Annotated in this window: 21 protein-coding genes; 2 read left to right on the top strand and 19 right to left on the bottom strand. The window is 44.1% G+C overall.

Annotated features, from left to right (window positions below; translation table 11 throughout):
* Positions 1-10 precede the first annotated feature (10 nt).
* The 8 genes from sufU to HMPREF1150_RS03040 all read right to left on the bottom strand — a co-directional run bounded on the left by sufU (position 11) and on the right by HMPREF1150_RS03040 (position 8,834).
* Positions 11-448: a Fe-S cluster assembly sulfur transfer protein SufU gene (gene sufU / locus HMPREF1150_RS03005; protein WP_002911771.1), complete on the bottom strand. Its 438-nt coding sequence runs from the start codon at positions 446-448 to the stop codon at positions 11-13.
* Positions 435-1,667: a cysteine desulfurase gene (locus HMPREF1150_RS03010; RefSeq protein ID WP_002911770.1), complete on the bottom strand. Its 1,233-nt coding sequence runs from the start codon at positions 1,665-1,667 to the stop codon at positions 435-437. Before HMPREF1150_RS03010 ends, sufU begins: the two co-directional genes overlap by 14 nt.
* A gap of 40 nt (positions 1,668-1,707) precedes the next feature.
* Positions 1,708-2,970, bottom strand: coding sequence for a Fe-S cluster assembly protein SufD (gene sufD, locus HMPREF1150_RS03015; protein WP_002911769.1), 1,263 nt, complete (start codon positions 2,968-2,970; stop codon positions 1,708-1,710).
* Between the two features lie 41 nt (positions 2,971-3,011).
* A complete protein-coding gene (gene sufC / locus HMPREF1150_RS03020; protein ID WP_002893635.1) occupies positions 3,012-3,782 on the bottom strand; it encodes a Fe-S cluster assembly ATPase SufC in 771 nt (256 codons plus the stop codon).
* Positions 3,783-3,871: 89 nt separating this feature from the next.
* Positions 3,872-5,038: a glycosyltransferase family 4 protein gene (locus HMPREF1150_RS03025; protein WP_002911768.1), complete on the bottom strand. Its 1,167-nt coding sequence runs from the start codon at positions 5,036-5,038 to the stop codon at positions 3,872-3,874.
* Positions 5,029-5,781, bottom strand: coding sequence for an adaptor protein MecA (gene mecA / locus HMPREF1150_RS03030; RefSeq protein ID WP_002911767.1), 753 nt, complete (start codon positions 5,779-5,781; stop codon positions 5,029-5,031). Before mecA ends, HMPREF1150_RS03025 begins: the two co-directional genes overlap by 10 nt.
* A 175-nt stretch (positions 5,782-5,956) precedes the next feature.
* The gene (locus HMPREF1150_RS03035; RefSeq protein WP_002911766.1) at positions 5,957-6,799 is read right to left on the bottom strand and encodes an undecaprenyl-diphosphate phosphatase; all 843 of its coding nucleotides are present in this window, start codon (positions 6,797-6,799) and stop codon (positions 5,957-5,959) included.
* 139 nt (positions 6,800-6,938) lie between these two features.
* The gene (locus HMPREF1150_RS03040) at positions 6,939-8,834 is read right to left on the bottom strand and encodes a DUF2207 domain-containing protein (protein ID WP_002911765.1); all 1,896 of its coding nucleotides are present in this window, start codon (positions 8,832-8,834) and stop codon (positions 6,939-6,941) included.
* A gap of 131 nt (positions 8,835-8,965) precedes the next feature.
* Here HMPREF1150_RS03040 and HMPREF1150_RS03045 point away from each other — a divergent pair, with 131 nt between their 5' ends.
* The gene (locus HMPREF1150_RS03045) at positions 8,966-10,531 is read left to right on the top strand and encodes an ABC transporter substrate-binding protein/permease (RefSeq protein WP_009660092.1); all 1,566 of its coding nucleotides are present in this window, start codon (positions 8,966-8,968) and stop codon (positions 10,529-10,531) included.
* Positions 10,528-11,268 (top strand): amino acid ABC transporter ATP-binding protein, encoded by a 741-nt coding sequence (locus HMPREF1150_RS03050; RefSeq protein ID WP_002893646.1) that lies wholly within the window; start codon positions 10,528-10,530, stop codon positions 11,266-11,268. The genes HMPREF1150_RS03045 and HMPREF1150_RS03050 overlap by 4 nt, the downstream gene beginning before the upstream one ends.
* A gap of 94 nt (positions 11,269-11,362) precedes the next feature.
* On the opposite strand, the gene HMPREF1150_RS03055 is transcribed toward HMPREF1150_RS03050, so the two are convergent.
* The 11 genes from HMPREF1150_RS03055 to HMPREF1150_RS03105 form a co-directional block, all read right to left on the bottom strand.
* Complete coding sequence (locus HMPREF1150_RS03055) at positions 11,363-11,578, bottom strand: hypothetical protein (RefSeq protein ID WP_002893653.1); 216 nt, start codon at positions 11,576-11,578, stop codon at positions 11,363-11,365.
* A 108-nt stretch (positions 11,579-11,686) separates the two neighbouring features.
* Positions 11,687-12,619, bottom strand: coding sequence for an SPFH domain-containing protein (locus tag HMPREF1150_RS03060; RefSeq protein ID WP_083842670.1), 933 nt, complete (start codon positions 12,617-12,619; stop codon positions 11,687-11,689).
* A gap of 56 nt (positions 12,620-12,675) precedes the next feature.
* Entirely contained in the window at positions 12,676-13,926 is a 1,251-nt protein-coding gene (ilvA, locus tag HMPREF1150_RS03065) for a threonine ammonia-lyase IlvA (RefSeq protein WP_009660089.1), read from the bottom strand.
* Between the two features lie 99 nt (positions 13,927-14,025).
* Positions 14,026-15,048 carry a ketol-acid reductoisomerase gene (gene ilvC / locus HMPREF1150_RS03070; protein ID WP_002916401.1) on the bottom strand — a complete coding sequence of 341 codons (1,023 nt, stop codon included), beginning with the start codon at positions 15,046-15,048 and terminating at the stop codon, positions 14,026-14,028.
* A gap of 64 nt (positions 15,049-15,112) precedes the next feature.
* Positions 15,113-15,589: an acetolactate synthase small subunit gene (gene ilvN, locus HMPREF1150_RS03075; RefSeq protein WP_002898887.1), complete on the bottom strand. Its 477-nt coding sequence runs from the start codon at positions 15,587-15,589 to the stop codon at positions 15,113-15,115.
* On the bottom strand, positions 15,582-17,282 hold the full coding sequence (locus HMPREF1150_RS03080; RefSeq protein WP_009660088.1) for an acetolactate synthase large subunit: 1,701 nt from the start codon (positions 17,280-17,282) through the stop codon (positions 15,582-15,584). Before HMPREF1150_RS03080 ends, ilvN begins: the two co-directional genes overlap by 8 nt.
* A 261-nt stretch (positions 17,283-17,543) precedes the next feature.
* Positions 17,544-18,143 carry a response regulator transcription factor gene (locus tag HMPREF1150_RS03085; protein ID WP_032905608.1) on the bottom strand — a complete coding sequence of 200 codons (600 nt, stop codon included), beginning with the start codon at positions 18,141-18,143 and terminating at the stop codon, positions 17,544-17,546.
* The gene (locus HMPREF1150_RS03090; RefSeq protein ID WP_009660117.1) at positions 18,140-19,240 is read right to left on the bottom strand and encodes a sensor histidine kinase; all 1,101 of its coding nucleotides are present in this window, start codon (positions 19,238-19,240) and stop codon (positions 18,140-18,142) included. The genes HMPREF1150_RS03085 and HMPREF1150_RS03090 overlap by 4 nt, the downstream gene beginning before the upstream one ends.
* A 4-nt stretch (positions 19,241-19,244) precedes the next feature.
* Entirely contained in the window at positions 19,245-19,979 is a 735-nt protein-coding gene (locus HMPREF1150_RS03095; protein ID WP_009660063.1) for an ABC transporter permease, read from the bottom strand.
* 10 nt (positions 19,980-19,989) lie between these two features.
* Positions 19,990-20,865, bottom strand: a complete 876-nt coding sequence (locus HMPREF1150_RS03100) for an ABC transporter ATP-binding protein (RefSeq protein WP_009660034.1) — start codon at positions 20,863-20,865, stop codon at positions 19,990-19,992.
* A 418-nt stretch (positions 20,866-21,283) separates the two neighbouring features.
* Complete coding sequence (locus tag HMPREF1150_RS03105; protein WP_009660098.1) at positions 21,284-21,892, bottom strand: SP0191 family lipoprotein; 609 nt, start codon at positions 21,890-21,892, stop codon at positions 21,284-21,286.
* Between the last annotated feature and the right edge of the window lie 69 nt (positions 21,893-21,961).

Raw genomic sequence — 21,961 nt, 5'->3', positions numbered from 1 at the left:
TTTCACATTCTTACTTTTTATCTTCTTCAATTGCTCGCTTGAGGGCATTCCAACCCAAGGTCGCACACTTAATCCGCTGCGGGAATTTGGCAACGCCTGCTAAAAAGGCTCCATCTCCCAATTCTTTCTGGCGACTGTCTTCCTGGCCCTGAACCATCTGTGAGAAAACTTCCGCTAACTCCAGTGCCTGCTCTTTTGTCTTGCCCAGAACCGCATCCGTCATCATGCTGGCCGAAGCCGTTGAAATGGTACAGCCGGAATTCACAAAGGCAATATCCTCAATCTGACTTTCGGCATTAAACTTCACTGACAGGCTGATAACATCGCCACAGGTTGGATTATTGAGGACTACCTGCTCCACATCTTCCAGCTTGCCATGATGATGGGGGTGAGCCGAGTGATCCGTCACAACCGCCTTGTAAAGACTGTCTAACTTAGAAAGTGCCATTGAAAAACTCCTTTGTCTTTTCTAAAGCATCTACCAGCTTGTCGCAATCCGCATAGGTATTGTAGATATAAAAGCTAGCCCGCACAGTCGCTGGCACCTGCAGATAGGTGAGCAAAGGCTGGGCACAATGGTGCCCCGCCCGAACAGCCACTCCTTCGTAGTCCAGAGCCGTTGCGACATCATGCGGATGGAGACCGCCCAGGTTAAAGGCAATCACACCTGATCGCTGGACCAAATCCTGAGAGCCATAAATGGTCAAACCTTCCACTGCCTGCAGCTTAGGAAATACGTAGGCAATCAGGTCCTGCTCATGCTGGGCAATGGCATCCATACCCAAGTCTTCCAAATAATCAATAGCCGCCGCAAGACCGATTGCTCCTGCCATATTTGGAGTGCCGGCCTCAAACTTCCAAGGAAGCTCCTTCCATGTTGCTTCTTGCTCATAGACGAAATCAATCATTTCGCCGCCGAACTCAACTGGCGACATCTGCTCTAGCAGCTCTTCCTTGCCATAGAGAACCCCGATACCAGTCGGCCCAGCCATCTTATGTCCCGAAAAGGCGAAAAAGTCCGCATCCAAATCCTGCACATCAATCTTCATGTGCGGAATGGATTGAGCCCCATCTACCACCAAAAGCGCTCCTTGCTGATGAACCAGCTGGGCAATCTCTTTGATGGGATTGATGACACCGAGGACATTGGAAGCATGAGCCAGAGAGACAAACTTTGTCCGCTCATTGAGCTTGGCACGGAAATCTTCCATATCCAGAACACCGTCCTTGAGATAGACATAGACCAACTTGGCTCCAGTCTTCCTACAAGCTTCCTGCCAGGGAATGACATTGGAATGGTGCTCCATAATCGAAATCAGCACTTCATCTCCAGGCTGCAGCCTTTCAGCCGCAAACTGAGCCACCCAGTTAAGGCCCGTCGTGGTTCCTCGCGTAAAGAGGACTTCTCTGCTAGAAGCCGCATTGATAAAAGAACGAACTCTTTCCCTGGCTGCTTCATAGGTCGCTGTCGCCCGCTCGGCTAGCGTATGCACACCGCGGTGGACATTGGCATTGTCTCTAAGATAGTAGTTTTCGATAGCTGCCAGCACCTGCTTGGGTTTCTGGGTTGTCGCCGCATTGTCCAAATAAACCAAAGGCTCATCATTGACAATTTGGTCCAAAATGGGAAAATCTTGCTTGATTGCTTCTGCGTTAAATCCAGACATGAAGACTCCTATCTACTTTTACGGGACAAGGCCCAGCTTTTTATCTTTTTGCGAGAATAATATCGATATTTTCAATCATTTCATCACGGACTTCTTTAACAGGGATTTCTACAATCACTGAGCCTAAGAAGCCACGAACGACCAAGCGCTCTGCTGTCGCCTTATCAAGACCCCGACTCATGAGGTAATACATATCCTCTGGATCCACCTGGCCGATAGAAGCCGCGTGACCAGCTGTCACATCGTTTTCATCAATCAAGAGGATGGGGTTAGCATCTGAGCGCGCTTGGTCAGATAGCATGAGAACACGGCTTTCCTGCTGGGCGTCTGCTCCCTTAGCCCCTTTGATAATATGACCGATACCATTGAAGGTCAGGGTTCCTTTTTCTAAGATAACCCCGTGCTGCAGGATATTTCCGATAGAGTTGCAGCCATAGTTAGTTACGCGGGTGTCAATTCCCTGAACCTGCTTACCGCTTGAAAGAGCCACCACTTTCATATCCGCATGGCTACCCTTACCATAGAGATCGCTGTCAAAGTCAGCCACGACATTGCCTTCGTTCATAACACCGATAGCCCAGTCAATCATAGCATCATTGTCCAGCTTGCCACGACGGCTGATATAAGCCGTGACATTTTCGCCCAAGCGGTCAATAGCTGAAAACTTAATCTGAGCTCCAGCCTGAGCAATAACTTCGACGGTGATATTGGCTGTTACTGGAACAGAGCCCTCGCCGTAAGTTTCTAAGCGTTCCAAGTAGTTAACCTTGGAATGCTTGCCTGCGATAATCAAAATATGCTTGTTAAAAGGAACATCGCTTTCGCTGTCCTGATAAAAAATTCCTTCAATCGGCTGGTCAATCTCAACATTGTCCGGCACATAAAGAACTGCACCGCTGTTGAAATAGGCAGTGTGATAAGCCGCCAATTTGTCCTCATCATACTTGACCGCGGACATAAAATGCTTTTCTACCAGCTCTGGAATTTCTTCCAAAGCAGAGTGGAAATCAGTAAAAATCACACCTTGCGCTGCCAAGTCAGCTGGCAATTGCTCCAGAACAGTCTGAGTTCCCACCTGAACAAGCTTGAGATTGTCTTCTAGGGCTGTAAAGTCTGGAACACTTGTCAGCGGCTCACTCTCTGAAATACGGCCGTCTCCCAGATTCCAGCGGTGAAATTTAACCCGCTCAATACGCGGCAATTCTAACTGGTCAATTTTATCAAAGGCCTGCTGGCGCAGTTGAAAGAGCCAATCTGGCTCCGCATGTAGCTGTGAAAATTCTTGAATTAATTCTTTAGTCATGTCATTCTCCTATCTTTTATCAAAGTCAAAAGAATGTTTGACTAGGCTTCTTCGGTATAGGTGAAGCCCAACTCTTCAGCCAGCTTGGCATAGCCTTCTTTCTCCAAGCGGACTGCCAATTCGGGACCGCCAGAAAGAACGACTTTACCATCCATCATGACATGAACCACATCTGGAGTGATATAGTTGAGCAGGCGTTGGTAGTGGGTGATAATCATAGCACCAAAGCCTTCACCGCGCATAGCATTAACTCCTTTGGACACGACCTTAAGAGCATCGATATCGAGACCTGAGTCAATCTCATCCAAGAGTGCAAAAGTCGGCTCTAGCATGAGCAACTGCAGGATTTCATTGCGCTTCTTTTCACCACCAGAGAAACCTTCATTAAGGTAACGCTCAGCCATTTCTTCTTTCATGTTGAGCAGTTCCATCTTTTCATCCAGCTTCATGATAAAGTCACGGACAGAGATTTTTTCCTCATCTTCCTTGCCAGCATTCATAGCCGCTCTCAAGAATTCGGCATTAGTAATACCAGGAATTTCACTAGGGTACTGCATAGCCAGGAAGAGCCCCATGCGAGCACGCTCGTCTACTTCCAACTCTAAGATATTGACTCCATCAAAAAGCACCTCTCCTTGAGTCACTTCGTAGTTAGGATTGCCCATGATGGCTGCAGACAAGGTAGACTTCCCTGTTCCATTTGGGCCCATAATAGCTGCAACCTCTCCTGTTTTCAGAGTGAGATTCACCCCTTTGAGAATTTTTTTCCCTTCGATTTCAACATGAAGATCTTTGATTTCTAAGACAGACATTTCTTTTTCCTTTCTTTGCTTAGCTGATTTACACACTTTAGTATACCAAAAAAAAGCCCAAAAGGCTTTTATTTTGTTTAGAGCTATTCTTATTTATTCCGCTTTTGACGCCATTTCCGCCGAACTTCCTCTCGGTAGGAGGAATTCCCAATAAAGCGGAGAATATTGAGCAAAGGAGTACGATTAGGTCCCAAAACTCCAACCAGCTCAGCAAAGAGTTCAACACCCAGAAGTAAGCCAATCATCAAGAGCACGCCACCAATTCGACTGGAAACATTCAACAAGAGAGAAATCATGGCAAAGACCAGCGAAATCCCGTAGATAACCAGTACTGTTCCTCGGTGAGTCAATCCCAAGGACAAGAGTCTATGATGAAGATGGTGCTTGTCAGGCGTGTAGAATTTCTGACCAGATAGAGTACGGCGGATAATCGCCAGAAAAGTATCCGTAATCGGCACTCCTAAGATAATCATAGGCGTCACCACAGCAACAGCTGTCGCATTTTTTAGTCCTTGCAAGGACAGAACAGCAATCATAAAGCCGATGAAGAGAGCCCCCGTATCACCAAGATAAATGATAGCCGGGTGGTAATTGTAAGGGAAAAAGCCCGCAATTGACAAGACCAAGACGAAAATTGTCAGGGTCAAAAAGAGATTGTGCTGGGGCAAAAAGAAGTAAGAAACAATCCCCATCGTCACCAAGGAGATGATGGACACCCCACTCACCAGACCATCCAGACCGTCAATCAAATTAACCGCATTGGTGATAGAAATAATCCACACCACTGTCAAAATATAGGACAGCCAAGGCTCAAAATGCAGGAAAGGTCCGCCAAAAGGAATCTTAAAATCATCCAATCGGAAATCAGTCAGCCACCAGATTAGGCTGGCTGCTAGAACAATTCCACCCATTTTCAACATAGGCGATAGTTCTTTGATATCATCGACCAGCCCTGTAAAGGCAATAATCAAACCACCTAGAACGACCGGCCAAACATAATCAAAATAGGTCTGTCCAAAAAAATCTACAGCAACAATCTGCGGCATCAAGAGCAGAGTAGAGATAGAAAAAGCCGCTACAATCGCCAGCCCGCCACTGCTAGGCATGGGCTTTTTATTGATGCGACGAGCATTGGGATAATCTACCGCACCAATCTTAAAGGCTAGGAGCCGAACCAAGGGTGTTAGAATCACCCCGATAAAAAAAGTTCCCAGCAATACCAAGATAAACTTTAAAGGAAAAGTAATCATAGGCATTCAACCTTCTGCAGGCCGGAGACGGCATCTGTCACCAAAAGAAGATGACCGTGCTCCTGCAGCACTGCCCGAGTGATATCTGAATCATCTGCGAATTCACGCATCTTGGCCAAGAGCCAAGCTGGATAGCGCTCTGGAAAGCCCTCAACATCTACTAAAATCGTCAAATAATAAGCTGAATCATACTTATAAAGCTCTGATAAGTCAATCTTATAGTCCACCGTCTGGGCAAAAGCCGCAGCAGCTTTAATATCTTCAAAACGCAGGATGTAGTAAATGTAACGCTCTGCATTTTCCGCCGACTGCTCATCAGCCGCCTCCTGAGAAAGCTGCTCCCTTTCCTCTGCTTCGGCTGTTTCCAAAGATTGGACTGCTTCTATGTCTTCCTTACTCTTTTCAAAAATGCTCTTTTCCAATGTCTTGAGGAATTCATCTGGAGACATATGAGACAGCTCGTCCATGTCTGGCAAATCTGCCAAATCCTCAAAACTCAGATTCTTATCCAACTTAGACTTGGTAACAAACACATCCACCTTATCTGGTTTAGGCGTCACTCGAAAACTCAGCATACCGCTGTCCAAAAAATTATCCGGCATCTCCAACTCATCTAAGATGGTATAGAAAAACTCTTCCGTCTTTTCTTGGGGAACCAAGAAATCAGCCATTTCCATGCCGCGCTCTTCCAAATCTTCCAGCTGAATCGTGATTTTTATGGTCGAATCACTAATCTGTTTCATTTCCATATCTCTACCTCATACACTTCTAGTCCTACTATTATACTAAAAAATCCCCCGTATTTCAAAAAATAGCTAGTAACGCTTTGAAAATGGAATTTGCAAGAAAAAACTCTCAGAAAATTCCGAGAGCTTATTATTTCATTACATGAGAAAGAGTCAGGGAAACATTAAAATTACCTTTTTAACCCATCAAGGCTTTGATTGCTGCATAAACCAGAAGCACACCGCCTAGGCCAATCCGATATTTCCCAAAAATTGTAAAGTCATGCTTTTTGACGTAGTCTGTCAGGAAACGAATCACGACTAGACTAACACCGAAGGCAACCCCCATGGCAACTAAGAGCAAGAAGATTTGCCCAAATCCCAGACTGTTCCCATTCTTGATAAACTTGAGAATTTTCCAGCCACTAGCACCAAACATAATAGGAATCCCCAGATAGAAAGTGAACTCTGTCACGACAGAACGACTGACACCATTCAGGAGACCACCGACAATGGTGGCACCAGAACGGCTAGTCCCAGGAAAGAGAGCTAGAACCTGAAAGAGACCAATTTGCAAGGCAGTCTTGTAAGGAAGAGAAGCTAAATCTGTCACAGCAGGCTCCTCATGCTCCCGCCTTTCCAGATAGATAAAAGCCGCCCCATAGACAATCAGCATCACTGATACAGATACTAGATTGTAGAAATGCGCTTCAAACCAATCATCCAAGAATAAGCCGATAACAGCAGCCGGCAAGGCTGCCACGACGACCTTAGCCCAAAGCTGCCAGGTCTTTTGAACCTGACGGGCTGATTTGCCTGGTTTAAAAGGGTTTAGCTTGTCAAAATAGATAACGACAACCGCCAAAATAGCTCCCAGCTGGATAACGACATTAAACATTTCCATAAAGGCTGGACTTTGATTCTTAAACTGGATAAAGTCTTGAATCAAAATCAGGTGGCCTGTACTAGAAATCGGCAGCCATTCTGTGATTCCTTCGATGATACCGAAAATAATAGAGATAAAAATTTCAATGATAAACATAGAATACTCCTGAAACAAGGGTCTACTCAAGGAAAGTCGCAATTAAATTCCCAAAGAGTATTAGGTCTTATTATATCACAATTTAAAGGCTAGGAAAAGCCAGTACTAAGACTTTTCTGGCTAGGAGGGAGCTTATCTATCAGAAAGCTCCACCGCCTCCACCACCTCCGCCACCGGAGAACCCACCACCTGAACTTCCGCCAGAAGAGACAGAGAAATTGCTGGCTGTGGTCGCTACATGGCCGTAGTTTGAGAAACTGTGCATACTGCTATAGAAGGCATAGTGCAAGTTAGCCTGAACATAGCTGTCCATAGATGGATTTTGCAAGCGAATCTGACGCAGAGCCATGACACGGCTGACGCGATCTGCATAGCCAAAGAGGGTCGCATAGACCAAGAGACGGTTCCAAAGGATAATACCTTCAATTTCTGTATTGTCCAGATGAGCAATATCTCGCAGCATATTGGAAAAACTTCTCCACAGATAGTAATCATACGCGCCTTCGTCATTCAGGACACCATCTCGCCAATAAAGCTGCGCCTTACTAGCAAAAATGCAAATCATAACAAGTCCCACCAGTGCTAAGGGAATATATATCCAGATAAGACTTTCAAAAGCGGCCATATAGACAAACAAAACTCCAAGAGAGAACAACAAAACAGCACTAGCTAGAATGATGGCAGTAATCAGCAATCTCTTTTCCTGAACTTTCAGAGGCCGGTAGTGACCAAAGAGACCCAAACGCTTGCCTTCAGAGCGCACTTCTTTAGATAAGGAGCGCAGACTGTTAGTAAATAAGGACTTGATATTGCTACCAATGTTACGGATATAGGACTCATCCGCAGAAGACTTGTGCTTATAAATATCTTCTGAAATTTGATAGGCTGAAAAGAGATCTTTCACTCTGGCTTGGGATTGCTTGTTAAAAGCCATGCCCAGAAAACGTCTCTCAAAGTCCGCTAGCCCATCATAAGTCGCTATTTGCAGAACAGGATTTTCAGCATCTCCCTGCAGGAGGAGATTGCCCCTATCCAGCAAGTCTAACAAAGTCGCCTGGACCATATTTTCAAAGTTCAGCACTGCCTTGCCGCCCCTAGTCGGATCGACATCCTCCATGTCTACTGCGTAAATATTTTCCGCCAAGACAAGGGGAGCCAAGTCCTGAGGAGCTTCGTATAGACGGGCATTCTGGGGATAAGACTGCTTAGGCTTGATCTTCTTAGCAAAGACAAAATAAAGAATAGCCGCTGCAAGGATGGCACATAGGAGCAGCAAGGGTATATAAATTTCTCCTAGCTGCCGGTAAAAGATCGTCTTGCGGGCAATTTTTTCTTCTTGAGCTTTAAAGGTTGGCAAGTAGTCACTCTCGTCTTCGTTCTGGGACACAAGAGAGACCGCTTGTCGATCCCAATAGCCGTGGAGCTCGACATTATCGCCCGAGCCAATTCCATTGAGTTTGACCAGATAGTCGGTGCCATTCTTATCCACGAAAGGCTGAGTACCAAAGTAGCCACTATGAGCAAAAAGCTCGCTCTTATCTGGATTGCTCAAGCCAGAAACTGTCAAGACGACCTCACCTATCCCCTGGTCCCAATCGCTGATAGGAGTCCAGTTGAGCTCAGCAATATCCTTGTGAAGAAAAAGGAGATTTCTCAGCTGCCAGGTCACAGTGACAACAACTCTGTCACCGTCGTTTCCTGAATTATAAATTTTGACCTCATAGCCATCTCCTAAGTCTCTGACTTGGGGGTTAATATCCATATCTACCTCACCATTCGTCAGAACCGAGACCGTCGGATTCCCATCAATGGCAAAACCATTAGGCATCTTTCCAGCAGAGCCCAGCGAAACAATCTGACCATTATAGTCGTCATTAAACTTGTAGGTCACTTTCTCTGTGTAGGTAGCTGTATTGTCCTCACGCAAGGCCAGATCGCCTTGATAGGATTCAATATCATAGTCAACAGCCGAGACAACCCGACCAAAACAAAGGCAGGAAAACAAAACCAACAGAAGACAAAAATATCGTTTCATACTCAACCTCTCTTTACAGATATTTTGTTCTATTATATCATTTTTATCAAGTAAGGGCTTACTAGGATTGAAAAGAACAGCAATTTTCGATAGAATAGGAAGAACTATTATTAGATAAGCAGGAGAAACCCATGAAGAAATTATTACTCACTTTATTTACAGCCCTCCTGGTCGCCTTAGGAACGGTTCATGTTATTCAGGCCGATGACTACCTGAGAATCGGTATGGAAGCAGCCTACGCTCCCTTCAACTGGACTCAGGATGACGATTCCAATGGTGCTGTAAAAATCGAAGGCACCAACCAATATGCCAATGGATACGATGTGCAGATTGCCAAAAAAATCGCACAAGAGATGGGCAAGGAACCTCTAGTTGTCAAGACTTCCTGGAATGGCTTAATTCCTGCTCTGACCTCCGGCAAAATTGACATGATTATTGCAGGTATGAGCCCAACTGCCGAGCGGAAAAAGGAAATCGCCTTTTCCAACAGTTACTACACCAGCGAACCAGTTCTCCTAGTTCGTAAAGATGGAAAATATGCATCTGCTAAGACTCTAGAAGACTTCAAAGACGCTAAAATCACCTCCCAGCAAGGAGTATATCTCTACAATCTCATTGACCAGCTTCCTGGCGCCAAAAAAGAAACAGCTATGGGGGATTTTGCCCAGATGCGTCAAGCCTTGGAATCAGGAGTTATTGATGGCTATATCTCTGAGCGGCCAGAAGCCTTGACTGCTGAGACTGCCAACTCCAACTTCAAAATGATTCAGTTTGAGAAAGGCTTTGAAGTCGGTGAAGAGGATGCTTCCATTGCCATTGGGATGCGCAAGGATGACAGTCGTATCGAGCAAGCCAATGCAGCTATCGCTAAGATTTCTACCAATGACCAAGTCAAGCTGATGGATGAGATGATTCAGAAACAGCCTGTTGATACGGATAGTGAAACAACGAATGAATCATTCTTCAGTCAAGTGGCGAAGATTCTGGCTGAAAACTGGCCGCAATTCCTACGCGGAGCTGGTTTGACCTTGCTCATTTCGATTACAGGGACCATCGCAGGTCTCATCATCGGACTGCTGATTGGCGTTTATCGGACGGCACCAGCTTCTAAGAATAAATTATTAGCATCACTGCAAAAAATCTTCGGCTGGTTCTTAAATGTCTATATTGAGATTTTCCGTGGAACTCCAATGATTGTTCAGTCCATGGTTATCTACTACGGAACAGCTCAGGCATTCGGAATTTCTATCGACCGAACTATCGCTGCTATTTTCATCGTCTCCATCAATACCGGAGCTTATATGAGCGAGATTGTCCGCGGTGGTATCTTTGCTGTTGATAAAGGTCAATTCGAGGCTGCAACAGCACTGGGTATGACCCATGGCCAGACCATGCGCAAGATTGTTCTGCCTCAGGTCGTCCGCAATATTCTGCCTGCAACTGGTAACGAATTTGTCATCAACATCAAGGATACATCCGTGCTGAACGTTATCTCGGTAGTTGAGCTTTATTTCTCTGGAAATACCATCGCTACCCAAACCTACCAATACTTCCAAACCTTTACCATCATCGCTGTAATCTACTTTGTCCTGACATTCAGCGTGACACGCATCCTGCGCTATGTTGAAAAACGCTTTGACACAGATAACTACACGACAGGTGCCAATCAAATGCAGACAGGAGAAGTGAAATCATGACAGAAACTATTCTAGAAATTAAAAACCTCAAAAAGTCCTACGGTGAAAACCAAGTCCTCAAGGACATCTCCCTCACTGTTCATAAAGGAGAAGTGATTTCCATCATCGGCAGCTCTGGTAGCGGAAAGTCAACCTTCCTGCGCTCCATCAACCTTCTGGAAACACCAACTGGCGGACAGATTTTCTATCGCGGCAAGAATGTCCTGGACGAGAATTACGACTTGACCCATTACCGTGAAAAGCTGGGCATGGTCTTTCAGTCTTTCAATCTCTTTGAAAATCTTAATGTTCTGGAAAATACCATCGTCGCTCAGACAACCGTTTTGAAAAAAGAGCGGTCAGAAGCCGAAAAAATTGCCAAAGAAAACCTCAACAAGGTTGGAATGGGCGAGCAATACTGGCAGGCTAAGCCTAAGCAACTCTCAGGCGGTCAGAAGCAGCGAGTCGCTATTGCCCGCGCCCTCTCCATGAATCCTGATGCTATCCTCTTTGACGAGCCGACTTCAGCCCTCGACCCTGAAATGGTTGGTGAAGTTCTGAAGATCATGAAAGAACTGGCTCAGGAAGGGTTGACAATGATTGTCGTAACCCACGAAATGGAATTTGCCCGTGATGTTTCCAGCCGTGTCATCTTTATGGATAAGGGCGTCATCGCTGAAGCTGGCAGTCCGCAGGATATCTTCACAAATCCAAAAGAAGAAAGAACCAAAGAATTCTTGCAACGCTTCCTCAGCTAAATTACTTCTATTTTCAAAAGCAAAAAGGAATCTGGAACTAAGTCCAGATTCCTTTTTTATTTAATGAGCAATATCAGTTGCACGATTTTGAAGTTTAGTCTTCAAATTTTTCATGGTTTTTGTCGTAGAAATCAATCAAGCCAAGAGCTGTTTCAAAAGAGATATTTTTCACTTTTGCACGTCCTTGAGCAAGAGCAATGATAGACATTTCACGTGCATTTGTTTCTTTACTAATACGGTAACCGGTGATCTTCTTATCACGTACCCAACTAACAACAGATTCTACTTTCTCGAAATTAGATTTAGCCATTTCTTACTCCTCTCTATTCTAGCTACATCAACTACTATAATTGTTTTTATACAGTTTGTCAACTTAAACAAACCAAATTCGAACAAATTAAATAATTCTGAATTTTCTTTACTTAGCTTTGAGGGCTGAAAGTATCTGAGTCCGAATACTTTCGACACCTTCTGGATTTGCTGGAAGGAAGATAGTATTATTACCCGAACTATCTGCAAAATTATTCAGCGTATCCAGGTACTGGTTGGTCAAAAGAATAGACATAATCTGCTCTTCTGTCAACTCAATATTGGCTCCCTTCAATTCCTTGATAGAGTCTGCCAAACCATCCACAATGGCTTTCCGCTGCTCGGCAATACCAACACCATGCAGGCGGTCTTTCTCAGCTTCTGCAGAAGCAGCTGTCACAATCTTAATCTTATCCGCTTCAGCCAATTCCTGAGCAGCCACGCGTTTACGCTGCGCCGCATTGATTTCGTTCATAGACTGTTTGACTTCCGCATCCGGCTCAACCTTGGTAATCAAGGTTTTGACGATGATATAGCCATAGGTCGACATTTCTTCTGCCACTTGCTTTTGGACTTCTAGGGCAATTTCGTCCTTCTTTTCAAAGAGCTCATCCAAGGTCAGCTTTGGAACGGAGGATCGAAGGGCATCTTCGATATAGGACTTAATCTGAGCTTCTGGTCGCATAAGTTTGTAATAAGCGTCAATTACGTTGTTCTCATTTACGCGATACTGGGTCGCAACATTCATGGTTACGAAAACATTATCCTGTGTCTTAGTCTCAACGATAATCTCGCTCTGCAACAAACGCAGCTGAACGCGAGCCGCTATCTTGTCAATCCCTAAAGGAAGACGGAAATTGATACCGCTGCTGCTGGTTTTGTGATAGCGTCCAAAACGCTCAATGATTGCCACAGATTGCTGACGAACCACATAGACTGCACTAAGCAGCAAGAATATAAAGATTATGATCAATATGATAAAGAAAAATGGAATAAAAAACATGTTCAAGCCTCCTTGATTCACTATAGTATAGTCTAACATATTTAATTTGCAGTTTCAAACGAAAGCATACAAATTAGGCTAAAATATATTTACAATCAGACAAGCATATTGTAGAGTGTTTCATTCCCGTTCAGATTGATAAAGGACGGATCAAACTGCTCAATACGATTAATCAAAGAAGCATAATCATGCTTATCTGCCAGAGAAATACCAATCAAAACCGGACCCGTTCCCTTGCTTGCCCGCTTGATATATTCAAAACGAGTAATATCGTCATTGGGTCCTAAAATATCATTTACGAATTCACGCAAGGCACCTGGACGCTGCGGGAAGTTAACCACGAAATAGTGCTTGATACCATCATAAATAAGTGCCCGTTCTTCCATCTCTGGCATCCGGTTGATGTCATTATTACCACCTGAGATAATGCAACAGATAGTCTTCCCCTTGATATACTCGCTCAGCACTTCCAAAGCAGCAACACTTGCCGCACCAGCAGGCTCTGCGACAATCCCTTGCTTGGAGTATAGGTCAATGATGGTCTCTGAAATAAGCCCTTCGTCTACACCGATAAGATTTTGAACATTCTTTTGTGTGACCTCATAGGTTGATGCACCGACTTTTTGGACTGCGATGCCGTCAGCAAATTTATCGATTTCTTTAAGCTTGACCGGACCACCTGCTTCAAAGGCTGCTTTCATACTGCGGGCACCGTTGGCTTCCACACCAATAACTTCGATAGTTGGCTGACTTTCTTTGATATAGGTTGAGACTCCTGATATCAGGCCGCCGCCGCCAACTGGTACCAAAACTGCATCAAAAGTAATAGCTTCTCTCTTGGCCTCATCTAAGATTTCATAGGCTACAGTCCCTTGACCTGCTTGGACATCTTCATTATCAAAAGGATCGATAAAGGTGCGATTTTCAGCCTTAGTATAGTCAAGCGCTGCTTTAGCCGAAGCATCAAAGGTATCTCCAACCAGCTTGATGTCTACAAATTCACCGCCAAAGAAACGGACCTGACCAATCTTCTGCTGAGGGGTCGTGATGGGCATAAAAATGGTTGCTGGAATTTTCATTTCCTTACATGTATAGGCCACTCCTTGGGCGTGATTGCCCGCAGAAGCACAGACAACCCCACGCTGACGTTCCTCTTCACTAAGTTGAGAAATAGCGTAATAAGCCCCGCGGAGTTTAAAAGAGCGCACCCGCTGCATATTTTCTTTCTTTAGGTAAATCTTAGCCTGGTACTTCTCTGACAAATAGTGGTCGTAATCAAGCGGTGTATTGACAACCACATCTTTTAACACTTTATGAGCATGCGTGATATCTTTTGCTCTGAGCATGTTTCTTCCTTCCCTGTTTTTTCAGTTTATTCTCTATCAAGCAAAACAAGGGGCTGGGAATTCGCATTCCAACCCCTAATGTCTTATCTGCTCTTTATCTTAATTATAAATCTTGAAGGCATCGTCGTCGTTTTTACCAACGAATGGCATTGCTTTACGCAATTCTGCACCGACCTTTTCAATCTCCAGATTCGCAGCTTGCTCACGGTAAGCAGTGAGTTTTGGACGACCAGCTTTATAGTCATCAACGAAGTCATTAGCAAATTTACCGTTTTGGATATCAGCCAAGACCGCCTTCATGTTTTCTTTGACTTGCTCAGTAATCACGCGCGGACCAGATACATAGTCACCATATTCGGCTGTATTTGAGATAGATTGGCGCATCTTCTTGAAGCCACCTTCATAGATCAAGTCGACAATCAGTTTCATTTCGTGCAGCACTTCAAAGTAAGCCAATTCTGGAGCATAGCCTGCTTCTGTCAAGACTTCAAAACCTGCTTCGATCAGGGCAGTCAAACCACCACAAAGCACAGCTTGTTCACCAAAGAGATCTTCTTCTGTTTCTTCTTTATAAGTTGTTTCAAGCAAACCAACACGAGCTGAACCAACACCTTTACACCAGTCCATGGCGATGTTTTTGGCATTACCAGTTGCATCTTGGTATACTGCGTAAAGTGCTGGAACGCCAAATCCTTCTTCGAAAGTACGGCGAACCAAGTGACCAGGACCTTTAGGAGCACACATGAAGACATCTACATCGGCAGGAACTTTGATAAATTCAAAATGGATGTTGAAACCATGAGCAAACCCAACAGCATTTCCAGCTTCCAAGTTTGGAGCGATTTCTGCTTCATAGAGATCTTGTTGGATTTCATCTGGAGCCAAAATCATGATAACATCAGCCAACTTAGCAGCTTCTGCTACTGTATAAGTATCAAAGCCATCTTCTTTAGCCTTGTCAAATGACTTACCAGGACGAACACCGATAATCACATCGTGGCCTGTATCACGCAAGTTTTGCGCATGGGCATGACCTTGTGAACCATAGCCGATTACGGCAATTTTCTTACCGTCAAGTGCTGCTACTTTTACATCTTTTTCGTATTCCATTGTTACTGCCATAAGTTTTACTCTCTTTTCTATTTTTATTGCCTATTAGGCGGTTTTAACAAATTAAAGGTTTGATTTAATCTCGGGTAAAGCCTGTCGCTCCAGTCCGAGCAATATTTTTGATACCATACGGGCGGATGACCCGAAGCAGAGCCTCACTCTTCTCCGCGTCACCAGTCATCTGAACGGTAATGGAGCTAGGTGCTACATCTACAACTGTCGCCCGGAAGGGTTGGATAATAGACAGAATCTCTGCCCGCTTATCAGCTGGAGCCGAGACCTTAACCAGAATCACTTCACGCTCCAAGTGAGGACGGTCCGTGATATCTCGAACCCGAATCACATCAATCTGACGGTTCAGCTGCTTGATAATCTGCTCAACCTCTGCCAACGAAGCCACATCAATGATAATGGTGATACGGGATACTTCTGGATTTTCCGTCGTTCCGACTGAGATACTCTCGATATTAACCTGACGTCTGGAAAGGACACCCGTGAAGCGGTTTAGAACACCCGAACGGTTTTGGAGTTTAGCTGTCAACATTCTACGCATGGAACTTCACCCCCAACATCTCATGATTGCTCTTGCCGGCCGGCACCATTGGAAGAACGTGCTCCTTGCGAGAGATATCCACCTCGATAAACATTGGTATATCTTCCTTCAGCACTTCCAAATCCTGGACAATAGTCTCCGGATCGTCAAATTTATAGGATTTAACACCATAGGCCTGAGCCATGAGCTGGAAATCTGGCAAAGTTTCAAAGACTGACTCAGAGGTACGACCATCATAGAAAGCTTCCTGCCACTGGCGCACCATGCCTAACGAATGATTGTTAAGCATGATGACCTTAATCGGAATCTTATAGATATTGAGAATAGCCATCTCTTGGTTCGTCATCTGATAGCCACCGTCTCCGACAAAGAGCACTACTTCCTTATCCGGATTGGCAATTTTAGCTCCAATCGCTGCAGGCACACCAAAGCCCATGGTTCCCAGACCGCCAGATGTTACCAGTTGACGCTCGTTTTTATACGGATAATATTGGGCGGCCCACATTTGGTGCTGACCGACGTCTGTTACAACGATGGCATCACCCTTGGTCAACTCACCTACGCGCTCAATGACAGCCTGAGGCTGTACGACACGTTCTTTCTTATCATATGAGCGGACCCGCTCCTTATCCTGCGTTACTTTTTCAATCCACTTACTGGTATTGTTATGCACCTGCTCTTCATTCAACAGCATCTGCAGGGCTTTCTTAGCATCCCCCACGATAGGAATGTCTACACTGATAATCTTTCCAATTTCCGCTGGATCGATATCAATATGTGCTACTTTAGCGTTCTTGGCAAAAGTTTTCGGATTACCAGTCAGACGGTCATCAAAGCGGCAGCCGATACTAATCATAAAGTCGGCCTCAGTCATGGCAATATTGGCCGCAAAAGAACCGTGCATCCCACCCATACCTAAAAACAAAGGATGGTCTGTCGCAATAGTCCCCTGACCCAACAAGGTAGTGACTACTGGAATCTGATACCGCTCCGCAAAAGCAACCAATTCCTCTGCTGCCTCGGCATAACTAATACCGCCTCCTGAAAGAAGGACCGGCTTTTTAGCCTTAGAAATCTGCTTGATAATCTTCTTAATCTGCAATTCATTGGGCTCAATAGTCGGCTGGTAACTCGGCAGATGCAACTTGCTATCGTAGATAAAGTCTGTTTCCAGAGCTGAGACATCTTTAGGCAAATCAATAACGACTGGCCCAGGACGACCTGTCGTCGCAATGTGAATAGCTTCTGTAATAATACGCGGAATTTCAGCCGTCTCCCGAACCTGATAATTGTACTTGGTAATAGGAGTCGTAATCCCAACAATATCCGCTTCCTGAAACGCATCTTTACCGATTCCGGCCTTGGCTACCTGACCAGTAAAGACTAAAAGGGGGACGCTATCACTCATGGCATCAGCAATGCCGGTAATGGCATTAGTCGCTCCCGGACCGCTGGTCACAACTGCAACTCCGATTTTCCCAGTAGACTTAGCATAACCTTCTGCTTCGTGAACACAGCCTTGCTCATGGCGGCCTAGAATATGACGGATGCCTTCAAAACTATAAATAGCATCATAAAGCGGCAGTACAGCGCCGCCGGGATAGCCAAAAATCGTATCAACACCAAGATTTTTCAAGGTTTCCAAAACAAGCTCTGAACCTGTCTTAGAAGTTTCTAATTTGATTTTCTCCATTCTTCCCCTTTCATTTATTTACAATTTTCTAAAAATTCAAAAAGCTTTCTACTATGATAACATTTTTGAAAAAAATTGCAAGCCGCTAGTTAATTTTTTTCTTGATTTTTTCTCTAAATCCGAATGTTTTTTCTAATAAAAGATAAAAAGTCAGAACTATATTTATAGTTCCGACACTTCATTGGAATGTTCTTCACACAAATGTTCACTTTAGCTAAAAACTACCTTATTCTACCTTTTCTACGAAGCTGAATCTTCCAGCTATAACCAGCCTTTCTCTTGCCCGATTCGGACGGCTTCTGTTCGATTTTCAGCATTTAGCTTGGTCAAAATAGCAGACATATAGTTACGAACCGTTCCATTTGACAGGTAGAGTTTTTCAGCAATTTCTTTATTGGACAGGCCAGTCGCCGCAGCTTGCAGGACTAGCCTCTCCTGCTGAGAGAGAGGATTCCTACTGGTCATCAGTGCCTCCATCAATTCTGGTGAATATTCCTTTTGCCCATCTAGAACAGTGTGGATGGTCTTCATCAAATCTGCAATGCTGCGCTCTTTGAGCACATAAGCATCTACATCCGCCTTAACAGCTCGCTCAAAGTAGCCCGGCCGTTTGAAGGTTGTGACAATGATGACCTTGATATTGGGTCGATTGGCCTTGACCCATTCGAGAACATCTAGGCCGGTCTGGTGGGGCATTTCCACGTCCAAAATAGCTACATCAAGAGTTTCTGACTTGAGACAGTCAATAGCCTTCTGCCCATCTGCGGCCTGATAGACTTCTTTGACATCTGGCTGCAGCTGCAAGAGTTGAGCTAGAGCATCTCTCAGCATACTTTGATCTTCTGCTAACAAAAGTTTCATGCTTCCTTCCCTCCGTATGGCAATTCAATCCGAATCCATGTTGGATCTTGGCTGCTAAGAATCTCAAGCTTTCCTGATAAGGCAGACAGCCGCTCTCGAATACTATGCAACTCCCGTCCGGTCAGCTTCTGAAAACCACAACCATCATCCTGAATGTCTAAAACAAGCTTTTCGTTTTTCTTTACCAAAGAAAAATTACTCTTTTTAGCCTTGGCATGCTTGATGATATTGGTCGCCGCCTCCAGTAAGATCATACTAATCGTTGACTGCTGACTCGGTGGGATACTGGCAACATTGAGCTGGTTATCTATCTCGACCTGAACACCGCTCATCTCCAGCATGGCTCGAATAGTCACTAGTTCCTCGTCCAGCGTCCGATTCTTTAGATCGTTAATAATTCGCCGAACATCAGCCATGGACTTCTTGCTGATCTCTTGCACTTCCTGCAGTTCTTTTGCTGCCTTGTCGTAAGCTTCCATCTGCAAAAACTGCTGAGCCAGCTCCGCTTTAACACTGAGCATAGCAAAGGTATGCCCTAGACTATCATGTAAGTCTCGGCCAATCCGATTGCGCTCATTTTCTGCTAGAAAGAGATTCAGCTGGGCATTTTGTTTGGTCTTTTCTTCCTTGATTCGCTCGGTCGTTTGAATTCGATGGAGACCAAAAGTCAAACCATCCGAAAAGAGAAAAGTGACAATAAAGAAGAGTAGTTCTGCTGGACCAACATTACCCATCAAATAATTAGTCAGCACAATAGCAGGCTGCAAATCAATAAAGGTCCAAAAACGCCAAGATTTAAACGAGACATCATCCAGCTCATAAATCAGCAGATTAGATAGATAAAAAATATACCAGGTAAATCCTGTATTTAACCAGACCGAACCATAGTATATGTAAGCAACCAAAAAACACCAAGAAAAAAATTGAATAAGGCGATGGTTACTTAGCAAAACCGCATAGTAAGCCACAACAAAAATAGCTGTCCAGAGCAAGAGGAAAAGCGGGTATTCCCCGCTGATTACTCCCGCCACTGGAAAGATGATAAAGACCAGCGCAATATGAAACATATAGTGGACTTGTTTAAGTTTTTCCCACATGCTTTTATTTTACCTCAATTCGCTTTTTGAGCTGCAGCACAAGAATGCTGACCAAAACCGTATAAATCAGAACAATCAAAGCTGCCTTGCCATTAAACTGATGGTGTTCTAGATAAGAAGACACAACCTGCATCAGTTGATAACTAGGCGTCAGCTTACCGATTGGCTGGAGCCATTTTGGAAACATAGTCAGAGGGAACCATAGACCGCCCAGAACAGCCAGTGCCATATAGACAATATTACCCACTACAGACATGAGTTGAGCACTTGGCAAGAGGCTGACCAATACACCCATGGCAATAAAGACCACACTTCCAACCAGAAGGATCAAGGCAATAAGAAACCAGTCCACCATTGGCAGATTAACCCCGCGAACAAAATGCCCAATCGAGAAGACTACGATAATAGAAAGCATAAAAGTCAACAGCGTACTGCAAAGTTTTGATATATAATATTTTACCATAGAAATCGGCGAGTGCTGAATCATTTTTTGCCAGTTATTATTTTTATCAGACTGCAAAGTGCTTGGAATGCTAAAGAAGGCACTAGACATGATACTAAAAAGAGTCATAGAGAAGAGGTAGCCTCGAAGCACAAGTTCAGACGTATCACTTCCAGACATCATTCCTGAGAAAATCAGGTAAAAGACGCTGGGCAGACCAATAGACAAGAGATAATAAGCAGCCTGCCGCTTCATTAAAATCAACTCAATCTTCATAAGACTTGCCATATTTTTCATGATTACTCTCCTATTCTTGTGTCGTTTCAAAAATACTATCCAAGAGGGTACGGTTACGTACTTCAATCTCTTCGATTGTACAGCCGTTTTCCTGAAGAACCTGCCAGACTTGACCAGCTTCTCTAGTAGCAAAAGATAAAGCCTTTTGCTTGATTTCTATATCAGTCACATTATCCAGCTTTTCCAGCACAGACTGATAAGTCAGCGGCAAGGTAAAGTGTTTTTCCTGCTCCTCACTGCGCATGGCATAAGGCGTCGTGTCCCGAATCAACTCGCCCTTGTGCAGCACCAAAATCCGATCTGCCGTATGCTCGACTTCTTCGATATAGTGAGAGGAATAAACGATGGTCACTCCCTGCTGCTTGAGCTGATTAACAATTTCCCAGAAATGCTGACGAGTGGAAGTGTCCATAGCTGAAGTCGGTTCGTCCAAGAACAGAATCTTAGGACGGCCAATCAGACTCAGAACAAAAGAGAAGAGACGTTTTTGTCCACCAGACAGCTTACTGGCCAACTGATTCTTTTGCTTATCTGTAAATTGCAGCAAGTCATCAATTTCTTGATTGGACAGACTATTTGGATAAATAGCTTGGAAGAACGCCAAGAGTTCCTTGACCTTCAAATCCTCCACCACTGTATTTTCCTGTGGTAAAATCGCTACCGACTGCTTGAGATGATTATCAGTTGGCTTTAGTCCCTGAATCCTTGCTTCACCTGCTGTCAGAAACTTATCGCCCAGCAAACAATCCATGAGAGTCGTTTTACCTGCTCCGTTGGGACCAATCAAGGCCACACAATCACCTTGGGAGATTTCAAACGAAATATCCTTTAAAATCTCCTTACCATGAATGCTTTTTGAAAGCTTCTTTACTTCAATCAGTTCCATTTTACTCCTCCTTTGATTTGATAAACCGTATGTGCATCTTTCCTTTATTTTTCCAAAGGCGAAAGAAGAACGAAAGCCAAATGCTTTTTTAATTCTTACAGCAACCTTTTATCATGTTGTTAACTATATTATAAGGCAAAGAAATTTTTCCTACTAGTTGATTTTGTCACCAGCTGACATGACAAATGTCACTATTCTGCTTTTAGAGCACAAAGCTAGCAAATACTTGAATAATCTGATTATATCCCTTCTGCATGAAGACACAAAAAAGCCGGTCCCCCTCGTTGAGAGGCGCCGACTAATTGTATGTCTGTTGCAATTTAGATAGAAGCTGGAATTAAAGCAGCCTAATCTAAAAAATTTTTCAATAGACTAGCTACTCAATTTGTAAGATGAGGTGACCAACGCTTTTTAAAATTTAGCTCTGTACCTCTTCTTTGAGACCATTGAGCTTCAGACTCAGAATGAACATCTCAGGTGTAATATCCTTAATGTCCTTTAGTCCAAAGCCTTGGAAGAAACTGTTCTTTTCCACCTCTTCGACATTGACCTTTTGCAAATCAATTTCAATCAAGGTCTGCAGTTTTTTATCCGCTGTAACTGAATAATCAATATTAACACCTTCCAAACTCTTAGCTGCTACATAGTTTGAATCAGACTGCATTCCTTCACGAATGATAGTCGTCATTTCCTCTGGAGTCAAAGTAGCTGATGCCGCACTAGCTTCTTCTGGCAAGGAAGTGAGCAATTCCATCCGAAGATTCAAGATTTTCTTGCCCTGATAGGTAATTGTATCACGATGATGGATTTCTTCAATGTCTCCGACTAAAGTTTTAGAGACAATCTCTGTACTTTCAGAAGAAGAACTGGATGACTTGCTAGAGCTGGAGCTAGAGCTGGATTTAGTCCGCCTAGAAGAAGCTGCTGATTCAGAAGAATGTCTAGGACGATGCTTGCTGAAGTTAGGAAACACACAGCCCGTCAAGAGTACCGAAGCAGAAATAACAAGAATGAAAAATTTTTTCATAGTTCACCTTTTTTTACTTTTTATTTGTTACAGTATAACATAATACCAGTTTCTTGTCTAAGTATTTTC

Source organism: Streptococcus sp. AS14, from assembly GCF_000286495.1.
In the GTDB taxonomy this organism is placed as follows: Bacteria; Bacillota; Bacilli; order Lactobacillales; family Streptococcaceae; genus Streptococcus; species Streptococcus sanguinis_P.
This window is presented reverse-complemented; position numbering and strand designations above follow the sequence as displayed.